This window comes from Chryseobacterium caseinilyticum, from assembly GCF_014837145.1.
GTDB lineage: Bacteria > Bacteroidota > Bacteroidia > Flavobacteriales > Weeksellaceae > Chryseobacterium > Chryseobacterium caseinilyticum.
Window position 1 is genome coordinate 835,479 of record NZ_JACYFS010000001.1, and the last position, 13,445, is coordinate 848,923.

General features: G+C 36.9%; 13 protein-coding genes. 6 read left to right on the forward strand and 7 right to left on the reverse strand.

From position 1 onward, the window contains the following. Position 1: 1 nt before the first annotated feature. The 6 genes from IC610_RS04040 to amaB all read right to left on the reverse strand — a co-directional run bounded on the left by IC610_RS04040 (position 2) and on the right by amaB (position 4,874). Positions 2–466 carry a GbsR/MarR family transcriptional regulator gene (locus IC610_RS04040; RefSeq protein ID WP_191735349.1) on the reverse strand — a complete coding sequence of 155 codons (465 nt, stop codon included), beginning with the start codon at positions 464–466 and terminating at the stop codon, positions 2–4. 116 nt (positions 467–582) lie between these two features. Continuing rightward, positions 583–1,095 (reverse strand): GNAT family N-acetyltransferase, encoded by a 513-nt coding sequence (locus IC610_RS04045; RefSeq protein WP_191735350.1) that lies wholly within the window; start codon positions 1,093–1,095, stop codon positions 583–585. Positions 1,096–1,211: 116 nt separating this feature from the next. Next, complete coding sequence (locus IC610_RS04050; RefSeq protein WP_056079956.1) at positions 1,212–1,442, reverse strand: DUF2007 domain-containing protein; 231 nt, start codon at positions 1,440–1,442, stop codon at positions 1,212–1,214. Between the two features lie 63 nt (positions 1,443–1,505). Next, a complete protein-coding gene (gene lat, locus IC610_RS04055) occupies positions 1,506–2,831 on the reverse strand; it encodes an L-lysine 6-transaminase (RefSeq protein WP_191735351.1) in 1,326 nt (441 codons plus the stop codon). Between the two features lies 1 nt (position 2,832). Continuing rightward, positions 2,833–3,324 carry a hypothetical protein gene (locus tag IC610_RS04060; RefSeq protein ID WP_056079961.1) on the reverse strand — a complete coding sequence of 164 codons (492 nt, stop codon included), beginning with the start codon at positions 3,322–3,324 and terminating at the stop codon, positions 2,833–2,835. Continuing rightward, positions 3,324–4,874: an L-piperidine-6-carboxylate dehydrogenase gene (gene amaB / locus IC610_RS04065; protein WP_191735352.1), complete on the reverse strand. Its 1,551-nt coding sequence runs from the start codon at positions 4,872–4,874 to the stop codon at positions 3,324–3,326. Before amaB ends, IC610_RS04060 begins: the two co-directional genes overlap by 1 nt. 136 nt (positions 4,875–5,010) lie before the next feature. Here amaB and IC610_RS04070 point away from each other — a divergent pair, with 136 nt between their 5' ends. Beyond that, the gene (locus tag IC610_RS04070) at positions 5,011–5,208 is read left to right on the forward strand and encodes a hypothetical protein (protein ID WP_056079962.1); all 198 of its coding nucleotides are present in this window, start codon (positions 5,011–5,013) and stop codon (positions 5,206–5,208) included. A 1-nt stretch (position 5,209) separates the two neighbouring features. Here IC610_RS04070 and IC610_RS04075 read toward each other — a convergent pair whose 3' ends face one another. Then, on the reverse strand, positions 5,210–7,078 hold the full coding sequence (locus IC610_RS04075; RefSeq protein ID WP_191735353.1) for an endonuclease: 1,869 nt from the start codon (positions 7,076–7,078) through the stop codon (positions 5,210–5,212). Between the two features lie 188 nt (positions 7,079–7,266). On the opposite strand from IC610_RS04075, the gene IC610_RS04080 reads away from it, so the two are divergent. The 5 genes from IC610_RS04080 (at position 7,267) to IC610_RS04100 (ending at position 13,433) form a co-directional block, all read left to right on the forward strand. After that, the gene (locus IC610_RS04080) at positions 7,267–8,406 is read left to right on the forward strand and encodes an acyl-CoA dehydrogenase family protein (protein WP_191735354.1); all 1,140 of its coding nucleotides are present in this window, start codon (positions 7,267–7,269) and stop codon (positions 8,404–8,406) included. Positions 8,407–8,660: 254 nt separating this feature from the next. Further along, the gene (locus IC610_RS04085) at positions 8,661–11,594 is read left to right on the forward strand and encodes a reprolysin-like metallopeptidase (RefSeq protein WP_191735355.1); all 2,934 of its coding nucleotides are present in this window, start codon (positions 8,661–8,663) and stop codon (positions 11,592–11,594) included. A gap of 195 nt (positions 11,595–11,789) precedes the next feature. Continuing rightward, positions 11,790–12,257 (forward strand): pyrophosphohydrolase domain-containing protein, encoded by a 468-nt coding sequence (locus IC610_RS04090; RefSeq protein WP_191735356.1) that lies wholly within the window; start codon positions 11,790–11,792, stop codon positions 12,255–12,257. A gap of 1 nt (position 12,258) precedes the next feature. Further along, positions 12,259–12,822 carry a thioredoxin family protein gene (locus IC610_RS04095; protein ID WP_191735357.1) on the forward strand — a complete coding sequence of 188 codons (564 nt, stop codon included), beginning with the start codon at positions 12,259–12,261 and terminating at the stop codon, positions 12,820–12,822. A gap of 5 nt (positions 12,823–12,827) precedes the next feature. Then, complete coding sequence (locus IC610_RS04100) at positions 12,828–13,433, forward strand: DUF4230 domain-containing protein (protein ID WP_191735358.1); 606 nt, start codon at positions 12,828–12,830, stop codon at positions 13,431–13,433. The last annotated feature ends 12 nt before the right edge of the window (positions 13,434–13,445 follow it).

Below are 13,445 nucleotides of genomic sequence, written 5' to 3' on the forward strand. Positions count from 1 at the left end.
TTTATAGTTTATTAAGAGATTCCTGTATGTTTATGATATTTTTTTTGAGAAGATCTTTGTAGGCAATGATCCTGTCATTATATTCTTCGTAAGTCACATTACTGTTTTTATTAAATGCATCAAGCTCATCCAGAAGTTTCAGTTCATCCTGCATTTTCTGAACGATTTTTTCAAATCTTATCCTTTTGTAATCGTCGTTGATGAAAAAAAATCTTTTTCTTTCATCAATTTTGTTTACATCAACAATGAGTTCTGCATTTAAAAGCAAAACCAGACTTGTGGATACCGAGCTTTTACTGGCACCAAAAACTTCTACAAATTCATCAAACGTGATTCCTTTTTTCTGAAAATCAAAAAGGAGATATGCGTAAATTTTTGAAGCTAAGGGTGGTATATTAAAAACCGTACCGTAAAATCTTACGGCATCCTGAAAAATTTTTTCATCAAAGTGTGTATGTTTATCCAAACTAAAAATTTTCAACAAAAATAGATATTGGTTCGGAACAAAACGAACAAAGGTGATAGACTTTTTTAATCAATTGTTTAAGAAAGAATCAATGAAAGTTAAATTTAACTTTTGCCTTAAAATATAATCTTCTCAAAAGCTTTTCTCATGCCGCCGGCAAGCATCACCTCTCCGCAATAGGAGTATCCTTTAGATTCAAGTATTCTGAGCATGGCGAGATTATCAAAATTGGTATCCACTTTTATGCTTTTAATGTTTTGAGATCTTGTGAATTCTTCAATTTTATTAAAGAGAAATTTTACCATTCCTTTTCCTGAAAATTTTTCGTCAACAGCTACGCGGTGGATGACGACAAATTCTCCGTCGCTGAGCCATGCACCTTCTATTGACGAATACGCAGGTTCGTCATTTAAAATCAACGCGGTGTATACTGCAATTTCATCATCAACGGTTAATACGTATCCGAAATGTTTTGCAATGTCTGATTCTATTGTATTTCTGTTTGGGTAACCATTTTGCCATTGGCTACTTCCCTCCTGTCTCCGCCTTTCAATTGCCTGCTGAATAATTTCCCAGATCTGCCCGGCTTCAGATATCAGGGCTTCTCTCATTTCGATTTTAGGTTCCATGTTTTAATTTTGGTTTTTAAACTGGATCTCTCTGATGTCAATCCATAAAAAACCGAAAACTAATAGAATTAATTTTCGGTTCCGAAGTAGTAAAATTTAAAATTATGAAATTGTTTTTATTTATTCTCACTCTGTTGGAGATAAGCATCAATTACATCAAATGCTTTTTTTTCGTCCTGTAAGTCTACCATTACCTTTAATGATGTAGCCGTAGGCGTTGTCGTAAAGGTCAGATAATTATTTTCTGTTGCATTGGCAATTTCAGCTTCATCAAGCTTTGACTTAATCAACTGAATTTCTGCAGGTTTATCACTTTCAAATACTGATACTCTCGTGTTTCTTTCCATATACTTTTCATTTTGAGTATCTAAAATTATGGAAAAAATTATAAAAAAGCAAATCTGAGTATTTTAAATTTTATTAATATTGTTTTCAATTTTATCCAAAGCAATCTGAATTTCTTCTTTCGTAACGTTCAGATGAGGTCTGAAACGGATAGACTGATCTCCACACGAAAGGATGATTAAACCGTCGTTGTACAGCTCACTTCTCATCTTATCTCTTTGCTCACCGGAGGGCAGATCTATGGCACACATCAGACCTTTTCCTCTGGCGTTAGATAATTTCTCAGGATATTTCTGAGCCAATTTCTGCAGTCCTTCCAAAAGATATTCACCAACAGTATTCGCATTTTCTAAAAGATTTTCTTTTTCAATCACTTCCATCACCAGCTGGAAACGGAGCATATCAATTAAATTTCCACCAAAAGTAGAATTGATTCTTGAGCTTTCTCTGAAAACATTATTCGGGATCTCGTCAAACTTTTCTTTATTGGCTAAAACACCGCACACCTGAGTTTTCTTACCAAAAGAAATAATATCAGGTCTTACGCTTAAATGTTCAAATGCCCACATTTTGCCTGTAATTCCGATGCCTGTCTGCACTTCATCAAAAATTAAAAGTACTTCATGCTCATCACAAATCTTTCTTAATCCAACAAAAAACTCATCTCTGAAATGATTGTCACCACCTTCAGCCTGAATAGGTTCAATGATAATGCATGCTACCTTATCAGGATTGGATATTATTGCCTCTGTAATTTGAATTAATGCCAGATTTTCATTCTTAATAGTTTCCTCTAAATTTTCTTCCGTAACCGGGAAAGTTAATTTCGGGTTTAAAATTCTTGGCCAGTCAAACAGCGGAAAGTACTGATACTTTCTTGGGTCTGTAGTGTTTGTCAAACTTAAAGTATAACCACTTCGCCCATGAAAAGCCTGTCTGAAATGAATACAGATTCCTGCTTCGATATCTAAACCTTTTTCGAAATTTTTCCTTGTTTTCCAGTCGAAACATGCTTTCATCGCATTTTCAACGCCTAAAGCACCGCCTTCAATAAAGAAAGCGTACTGTAATTCGTCAGGTAAAACCACTCTTTCGAAAACATCAAGAAAATGAGCGTATTCCTTAGAATAAACGTCGGCCAAAGTGGGTTTGTTGACTGCCATTTTTCCTAACCATTCAGATTTTTCCACTAGATAGGGATGATTGTAACCAATGGAAGCCGAGCCGAACATTGAAAACATATCCAGAAAATTTTTCCCTGAAATCGAATCATGAATCCATGATCCGTGAGAGTTTTCAATATCCATTACAAAGTCGAAACCGTCTGCCAAAACGTGTTTTCCTACAGTTTCTTTTATTTTATTTGTTTGAATTTGAATAGTGTTATCCATATTAATTTAAATTATTAGAGATGAATTGTAGAAAATAATGATTATTTATTTTCGTTTTAAGAAACCATTTTCCGTTTTTTAAATCAAAAAGCACCAAATAAGTTTCATTTTTTCTGTATTGAACTAAAGCTTGATTCTTATCAGTACTAAAACCAATATTGGAAAAACGAAGTAATTCTTCTCCATTATTGTCTGTGATAATGATTTTTTTATCCGTAAAAAAATTATTATTGATTATGCTTTTGATTCCTTTATTTTTAATAAAATTTTTGCAAGTACTTTTTTTGAGAAATAAAAATTTTCTCATGTACATTCTGTATTCTTCATCATCAGAAATCTCATAGCCCACGGAAAAAACTTTGTTACTAATTTTAATTTCCTTTTCCGGAAAACTATTGATAAGTAAAGAATAAATTTCTTCCTGATCCTTATCTTGGGCAAAGGAAGCTGATGAGGATAAGGTGATGGCTATGAATAGTGATTTTAAAAACACTATAAATCAAATTTAATTCCCTGAGCCAATGGAAGACTTGCTGTATAATTAATAGTATTCGTTTGTCTTCTCATGTAATATTTCCAGACATCAGAACCAGATTCTCTGCCGCCACCGGTTTCTTTTTCACCGCCAAAAGCTCCGCCGATTTCCGCACCTGAAGTTCCGATATTCACATTGGCAATACCACAGTCTGAACCGGCGTGGGAAAGGAATAATTCTGCTTCTCTCAAATTCTGAGTCATAATCGCCGAAGACAATCCCTGAGGAACATCATTCTGAATCGCGATTGCCTCTTCCAGAGTTGAATATTTGATTAAATATAAAATAGGTGCAAAAGTTTCGTGCTGAACGATTTCAAAGGAATTTTCAACTTCAGCGATGCACGGTTTTACATAACATCCCGATTCATACTCTTTTCCTTCCAAAACTTCACCTTCAACAACGAATTTTCCGCCTTCCGCTTTACATTTTTCAATCGCCAGCTCATATTGATTTACTGCTTCAACGTCGATCAGCGGTCCAACGTGCATATTTTCATCTAAAGGATTTCCGATTTTTAACTGTCCGTAAGCTTTTGCAAGACGGTTTTTTACTTCGTCGTAAACGCTTTCGTGAATAATCAGTCTTCTTGTAGAAGTACATCTTTGTCCTGCTGTCCCTACAGCTCCGAAAACGGCTCCGATAATTGACATATCCAGGTCAGCATCTTTGGAAATGATGATGGCATTGTTTCCACCCAATTCAAGGATTGATTTGCCAAATCTTTCAGCTACTTTAGAAGAAACCATTCTTCCCACTCTTGTAGAACCTGTGAATGATACCAAAGCAACACGTTTGTCATCCACCAGCTTTTGTCCGATCTCATGATCGGCAACCATTACGCTTGAAATCCCTTCAGGTAAGTTATTTTCCTTTAAAACTTCATTCATGATATTCTGACAGGCAACTGCACAGAGTGGTGTTTTTTCTGAAGGTTTCCAGATGGTAACGTTGCCACAGATCCAGGCTAAAGCTGTATTCCATGCCCAAACTGCCACCGGAAAGTTGAATGCTGTGATGATGCTCACAATCCCAAGCGGGTGATATTGCTCGTACATTCTGTGACCCGGTCTTTCTGAATGCATGGTGTACCCGTGAAGCTGTCTTGATAAACCAACTGCAAAGTCGCAGATGTCGATCATTTCCTGTACTTCACCAAGGCCTTCCTGCAGAGATTTTCCCATTTCGTAGGAAACCAGTTTGCCGAGGTCATCTTTATATTCTCTTAATTTTTGCCCGAGCTGGCGTACGATTTCGCCTCTTTTTGGTGCAGGCATTGTGCGGAATTCAAGAAATGCTTTCTGAGCAGATTCCATTACTCTGTCGTAATCTTTTTCGCCCGATAATTTTACTTTTCCAATTAATCTTCCGTCTGCCGGAGAATAACTTTCTATTGTTTTTCCTGATGCAAAAAATTTACCTCCTGTAGAAGTTCCTTTGTTTTCATCTTTGATTCCTAAATTTTTTAATGATTTTTCAATTCCGAAATCTTTGACCTTTTTTGACATAAAAATTTTACTTTTCGTTTTTCTAAAGATAAAAAAATATCCGGTACCGCGAAATTTTATAAAATTTAAAACCAAAATTATTTGGAATGATTATAAACATACTTATCTTTGTGCAGTAATCATTTGAAATTCAGAGATGGAAAACAATAAGGTACTTGATGAGGCAACTGAAGAAAAGAAAAAATCTAAATGGAAGCAGCTTGTGAAGAAATTCGGAGTTGGCGGCATTATTTTCTTCACCGTGAAAGGAATCATTACTTCCACCCTAATTTATTTCCTGGGAAAAAATTTCTGGACGGTGATTAATGATTACTTCGCAAACCTTTTTGGATAAACTATTTCTTTATAAATTTAAATGTTTTTCCATCTAATATAAGCATATAAATTCCGCTGGATAGATTCTGTACCGAAATATTTTTCCTGTTTTTAAACGGATTGTTTTCCGTAAATATCAAGTTCCCTGAATAATCTAAAATCTGAGCTGTTTTCACATTCTCAATGTTTCCGCTGACAGATATATAATCTGAAACAGGATTTGGATAGATTTTAAATTCTTCATTCCCTGCAATTACATCAGAAAGTGAAAGTGAACCTGCATTCTGACAGTAATTTACAGGGAAAGAATCCCATTCTGCACTGTTGTAGCTTGTAGTTGGCTGTGTTACTGTATTTTTTCTGTACAGAGAAATATCACCAAGTGAATTGCTCACAAATCTGCTTCCGATTGCATCTACCGTTGAAGATTTGTAATTCAGTTCAACATATTGAGTCCCGGAAAAATTCAGGGCATCCCCTGCTGTAAGAAAATCTGCACTGCTATTGGTGTAGCATGAAAGCGAAGCTTTAGGATTTAAAATAACAATAGTCTGATTATTTGCAATTTTCCCTTCAAGTTCAAAACTGTTTCCATAATAATATGTAGGAGTTGGAGGATTACTGTTGTAAAACTGAACTCTGATACTGTAATTATTTAAATCAACTTCATGACCGGTTCTGTTTACAATTTCAATCGCTTTATTATCTCCCGTTCCTTCAATATATTTGGTAATGTAAAGATCTTTTACATTGGAATCTGTTGCTAAAGTAGAAACTGAAACAGAATTACTGTCCGGAGAAAGCAGATATCCCGCGTCATAAGCCTTAACTGTATAATTATAGGTTGTTGAAGCAGTAAGATGATCAATTATAACCGCTGTAGATTTCGTTGTCGTAAGATATGTTCCGTTTTGAAAAATATTGTAGCCAATCACATCTGTACTCGTGCTTGGCGACCATGATAAGTTGGTGAAATTAGCGCCAGTAAATGTAGAATTTAAATTTAATGGAGCTTGAGGCGCAACATTATCGGGCGTCTGCAACCAGATTGCGTTAATCCATTGCGGATTATCAACGAAAGGATTTCTGTTGTTCTGAATATTGAAAACTGCATTATTTCTGTCAATTTCCCTTTGAGAAACGGGATCCTGCTGATGCCACTGCAACAACATGGTAATGTATCCAGGCTCGAAAGCACGTTCGGCAGTTCCGTCGAATGCAGATCTGTCCATTGCAGGATTTATATTTGTGGAAGTATTGAATGAAGGCAGTTTATCCTCATATCTCACAGCAAAATACAAAAGCATTCTGGCGATATCTCCTCTGAACTCAGCGATTGGTTCATAGACACGGTTGGTATAGGCATAATTCGGAATTGCACTGTTAGACATTCTCGAAGTATTTGAAAAATTATAATGATTAGTAGAATTTCCTATTCCATAAGGATAATTGTTTCGCAGCTGATTGATTCTCGCATCCGTAGGAATTACAAAATGCAAATCAGAATACATAGGATAATTGCTGTTGAATGTGCTTTGTGGAACTGCATGTTCCCTGTTATAACCTAAACCTTCTGCACCGGATGTACTGATCAGGTTTGCCGAAGTATATTCGTAGTTATCAGGACCAGACGGAATTTCAGAATATATATCCAGCAAAATTGTAGTATTGCCTGGTCCGTGATCATAATATTTATCTAAATCTGTTTGATTATAATAATTTGGAAGATCACCATAATGCCAGTTGATATTCTTGGCGGAAATAATTTCGTGCAGCTTAGTTTTTAAAGCATAGCCTGTAAGACCTGTCGTTCCGTCGTAATAACCAGCCGGAGCCTGAGCTGATAAAATCGCGGATAAAAACACAGCAGAGAATAAAAATTTCTTCATATCTTAAAATTGGGTTGCTAAGATAAGATTTTATTGCAATCCATTGAATATCTAAAGTATTAAGATTCTATTAATTAAAACATTAAACCCCTGATAACAAATTATTTAAAGCCAAAGTATATTCTGTTCCGAAAATATTTTGCTATTTCGTCAATTTAATTATCTTTGGGCACAAACTTCTTTAAGATATGAATACAGAGACAATGGATAACATTAAAATGATAGCCGAGACGGCGAAAGACTTTGCTGAGAAAAACATCAGACCTAATATTATGGAATGGGACGAAAGCCAGACTTTCCCGAAAGAGCTGTTTCACCAACTGGGCGAAATGGGTTTTATGGGAATTGTAATTCCTGAAGAATATGGCGGTTCCGGTCTTGGATATCATGAGTATGTAACGATCCTTGACGAAATTTCTCAGGTTGACCCTTCTATCGGGCTTTCAGTAGCAGCGCACAACTCACTTTGCACCAATCATATTTATGAATTTGCGAATGAAGAGCAAAGACAGAGATGGTTGCCACAACTGGCTTCAGGTAAAGTAATCGGAGCTTGGGGATTAACGGAACATAACACTGGTTCAGATTCTGGCGGAATGTCTACAACTGCCATTAAAGACGGCGACGAGTGGGTAATCAACGGAGCAAAAAACTTTATCACACACGCAATTTCAGGAGATATCGCTGTGGTAATGACAAGAACTGGAGAAATAGGAGCTAAAAATAATTCTACCGCCTTCGTTTTAGAAAAAGGAATGGCTGGTTTCACTTCTGGTAAGAAAGAAAACAAGCTTGGTATGAGAGCTTCGGAAACTGCTGAATTGATTTTTGATAATGTTCGTGTTCCTGATGCCAACCGTTTAGGCGAAGTGGGTGAAGGTTTCAAACAGGCAATGAAAATTTTAGATGGTGGAAGAATTTCTATCGCAGCTTTGAGTTTAGGTACTGCAAGAGGTGCTTACAAAGCAGCTTTGAAATATGCTAAAGAAAGAAAACAGTTCGGAAAATCAATTTCAGATTTTCAGGCGATCAACTTTATGTTGGCAGACATGGCTACAGAAATTGATGCAGCAGAACTGTTGATTCAGAGAGCTTCAACATTGAAAAATGCTAAGCAGAAAATGACCAAAGAAGGTGCAATGGCAAAACTATACGCTTCTGAGGCTTGTGTAAGAATTTCAAATAATGCAGTACAGATCTTCGGTGGTTACGGTTATACTAAAGACTTCCCTGCTGAAAAATTCTACAGAGATTCTAAATTGTGTACGATCGGAGAAGGAACTTCTGAAATCCAGAGATTGGTAATCGGAAGAGATATTACAAAATAGTCAGAATTTAATTTGTTATAAATGAAGACCGTCTTTTTTAAGGCGGTTTTCTTTTTTTAAGAAAAATCATGATTATTAAAGGATTTTCATTATTTCAATTTGATTTTTCTCATACATAAATGATTTAATTTAAAGCAAGTGTAATGCATTGCATATTATTTTAGATGAATTATCTAAAATTTTCTTAATTAATTTTATTTTTGATAATATAATTTTTATTAGCTTTGATTCTCCACAAACAAAATAGAATTTATATGAAAAAACAACTATTGGTGATTGGAATGCTTACATCATGCATTTCATTCGCACAGACCGACCGACTATGGACTTTAACTGCTGCAAAAGCTAATTCTGAAATTGTTGAAAACAAAACTTCACTTCTCAGTCCAAAAATTTTCTCTTTAGATTTTAACGGATTAAAAAATATTCTGGCAAAAGCTCCAAAAAGACTGGCTGTAGGAGAAAAATCTGAAGTCATCATCTCTTTTCCAAACTCAGAAGGCAGAATGGAAAATTTCAAAGTAAGAGAAAATTCAAACTTTGATCCTGCTTTGGCTGCAAGATATCCTGACATCAAATCTTATGTCGGTGAAGGTTTGGATGATTCCAGCTCAACGGTTTATTTCAGTATTTCGCCTTTAGGTTTATCATCGATGGAAATTTATGGCGATAAATCTGCCGTTTTCATTGAACCTTACACAAAAGATCTTTCGACGTACGCCGTATACAGAAAAGCTGATAAAAAATCTGATTTAAATACTTTTGAATGCACCGTTCTAGACGTAGCCCAAAAAGGAATAAGCGGTAATGACAACAGTTGGGCTTTACGGCCAAACGCTGATGATGCAAAATTAAGAACTTTCAGGTTGGCGATGTCAACAACCGGTGAGTACACCACCTATTTTGGAGGAACAAAAGCCAATGCTTTAGCTGCAATCAATAACACGATGACCCGCGTGAACGGTGTTTTCGAGAAAGATTTTTCTGCAAGAATGGTTTTAATTGCCAATAACGATGCTGTAATTTATACCAACGCTTCTACAGATCCTTATTCTGCGGCAGCTCAGATGAGCAACTGGAATTCTCAACTTCAATCTACTTTAACTTCTGTAATTGGAGAAGCCAATTATGACGTCGGGCATTTATTCGGAGCTTCCGGTGGCGGTGGAAATGCCGGATGTATCGGCTGTGTCTGCGTCAACGGTTCCAAAGGCAGCGGCTACACTTCCCCGTCGGACGGAATTCCTTCCGGTGATAATTTTGATATCGATTATGTAGCCCATGAACTCGGACATCAGTTTGGCGGAAACCACACCTTCTCTCACGGAAACGAAGGAACGGGTGTAAATATGGAACCTGGTTCAGGATCAACGATAATGGGTTATGCAGGAATTACCGCTCAGGATGTTCAGCCTCATTCAGATCCGTTCTTTCACGCTGTCAGTATTCAGCAGATTACGAATAATATTAAAGCTAAAACCTGCCCTACCAGCACCAGCACAGGGAATGCAATTCCTACAGCAGATGCGGGAGCAGATTACACCATCCCGAAAGGAACCCCGTTTATGCTGACAGGTAGTGGAACTGATGCAAACGGCGATGCCCTGACTTACATTTGGGAACAGATGAACAATGCATCATCTTCTCAGACCGGTGCAAGTTCTGCAGCCAGCGCAACGAAAGCAACCGGACCAACTTTCAGATCATGGACTCCTCAAACAACACCAACAAGATATTTCCCGAGAATGGCTTCTGTTTTGACAGGAGCAACAACGACGGCTGGTTCGGAAATTACAGTTGAAGCCTTATCCAATGTTGCGAGAACATATAATTTCAGATTTACCGTTCGTGATAATAAAGCCGGAGGTTCAGGAAATAATTCTGATGATGCTGTAATTACCGTCAACGGAACTGCAGGACCATTCAGCGTGAGTTCTCAGAACTCCGCAACGTCATACACTGGCGGAACTTCCCAAACAGTTACATGGAACGTTGCCGGAACTACTGCAAACGGAGTGAACGCAGCCAACGTGGATATTTTATGGTCAACCAATTCCGGAACGACATGGACAACACTTTTGTCAGGAACTCCAAACGACGGTTCTCAGGCGGTAACCATTCCAAATGCTTCAACAACGACCGGAAGAATTATGGTAAAAGGTTCAAATCATATTTTCTTTGATGTCAACAACGCTAATATTACCGTAAATGCAGGATCAGGAAGTGTAGATAATGTCCCACCGACAGCTCCAACACTGGCAGCGTCAGGAACGACTTCCACAAGCACCAATCTTTCATGGTCTAGTGCAACAGATGTTGTGGGTGTAACAGGCTACGACGTTTATCAGGGAAGTTCTTTGATTGGTTCTACAGCTTCCACAACCTACACAGTGACAAGTTTAACACCTTCTACAACGTACATCTTTACCGTGAGAGCTAAAGATGCGGCCGGAAATATTTCCACTGCCAGCAATTCAGTGAGCGTGACAACTCTCGCAGGAACTTCGGTTTCTTACTGCTCAGCCACAGCCACCAATACTTCAGATGAAAGAATTGGAAATGTAAAATTCGGAACCATCAACAACACTTCCACAGGAACTGCCGGCTACGAAAACTTTACTGCAATTTCCACTAATGTTACAAGAGGTTCCGCCTACACAGTTTCAATAACTCCTGTTTGGACTTCAACTAAATACAATGAAGCATACGCGGTTTACATTGATTATAATAAAGACGGCGATTTCACAGACAGTGGTGAACTGGTCTGGACTAAAACAGGTTCCCAGACATCTCCTGTGACAGGTTCAGTTACAATTCCGACGACCGCAGCATTGGGAACTACCAGAATGAGAGTGATGATGCAGTACAATTCTGTGCCTTCATCATCTTGCGGTTCTTACACGTACGGTCAGGTTGAGGATTATACTGTAAATGTTGTTTCGTCCGGAAGAACTGATGATTTAGATACAAAAGATCTGTTAACTGATATTAAATTATATCCAAATCCTGCAAGAGATATTTTGAATATTTCCAACACAACCAACGAAGAGTATAAAATTTTCGATATGGGCGGAAAAATTGTCAGTTCAGGAAAACTGGAAAGAGGATCTGTCAATGTAAGCAGTCTAATCAGCGGCGCCTACGTTATTCAGGTTGGTAAAATTTCTGAAAGATTTATTAAAAAATAAAATCAGTTTAATTAACCTTAAATTTGAAAGTTGCTCGGAAACGGGCAGCTTTTTTTATGGGTAATTATTAATAAGCAATGAGTAATGATTAAATACGCTTGATTAAGCTAAAATTTCCTACACCCAACATCCTTCATCCAGCACCGACAGAAATTTCATAAAATTACTATCTTTGCTTTAAATTTAAAAATATTCATGGAGAAGATCGACAGCCTTAATCAAGTGGCAGAATTTCATACAACTTTTAAAGCACCTATTTTAGATACCCCTCAAATCCCTTCAACAGACCGTTGTAACCTCAGAGTTGAACTTTTACAGGAAGAGTTAAACGAGTTAAAACAGGCAATTACAGACAACAATATTGTTGAAATTGCTGATGCATTATGTGATCTTCAGTACGTTTTAAGCGGTGCTGTTCTGGAATTTGGTTTGGGAGAAAAATTTGTGGAACTTTTCAATGAAGTGCAGCGTTCCAATATGTCTAAAGCTTGCGAAAATGAAGTTCAGGCACAGGAAACCGTTGATTTTTATAAAGAAAAAGAAGTAGAATCATTCTACGAAAAATCCGGAGAAAAATACAATGTTTACAGAAAAGCAGACCACAAAGTTTTAAAAAACAAGTACTACTCTCCTGCTGATCTTACACAAATTTTAGAAAAATAAAATGAAAAAATTAATTACAAAAATATTTGCTGCATCTGCTCTCTTTTTAGCCGCGGAACAAATCAGTGCTCAGAAAGTGGTCGTGAACAGAGAAGTAGAAACTACTGAAGACGGGAAAATGCTTTTAGGACATCAGCTGAAAGATCAGTTTCTGAAAGAGCCTTACTCAACGTGGTTTGTAAAAGAGCGTGATGAATATGCTTTAGACCAAAATGCCGTTAAAGATTTAAAGAAAGCTAAACTTACAAGCTACGACCTTATTGTTTTTATAGGAACATGGTGCGAAGACAGCCACAGGGATTTTCCCCGACTGATGCGGATTTTAGATGAATTGAAATATTCTGAAGGAAAACTTACAATTATCGCAGTTAACAGAAAAAAGGAATCTCCTACCGGTGACGAAAGTCTTCATAACGTACAGAAAGTACCTACAATTATCGTTCAGAAATATGGCAAGGAAATTGGTAGAATCATAGAAATGCCTACCACAGGATACATTGAGAGAGATCTGGTAGAAATTTTAAAGAAAGATGACAGCTCAGTTATCAAAGAAATTTTTAAATAAAAGTCTTGAGAAATTTAAAAGTACCTATCGCATTTCTAGCAGGAATTACCCTGATGGTAATCCTGTTTTTTAGTTTTAAATCTTGCTTTACACCCAATAACAAAAAAGAAACTTCAGACTATTATCTCATTACCAATCAGATTACCAAGATGAATAAAATGGTAGTGATGGAGCAAAATACATCTGAAATACAGAAAACGAAGTACAGCTACACTTTTATGGGTGCGGAAATGACGAGCAACAACATCATCACTTACACCAAAACCAATGCGCAGGTTTCCTACGATCTTAATAAAATGAAAATGGAAGTAGATTCCATCAATAAAAAAGTGATTATCAAAGAACTTCCGGATCCGGAAATCAGAATTACGCCAAGTGTGGAAATTCAGTCGATGGATGACTCGTTTGTGAACAGAATTACGGAAAAAGACATAAAAAATGTTACACAGAAAGCAAAGGCTTCAGCGGTAAAATCTATCGATCAGAATAAACTTCGCAGCGAGGGAAAAACCCAGCTATTGGAAAATTTAAACAACATTTTCGTTTTGGCAAAGGCTTTGAACTATAAAATTGAAGATCAGACCGGCAAACTCGGTGTTCTTGGACTTTAAAAATTCAATATT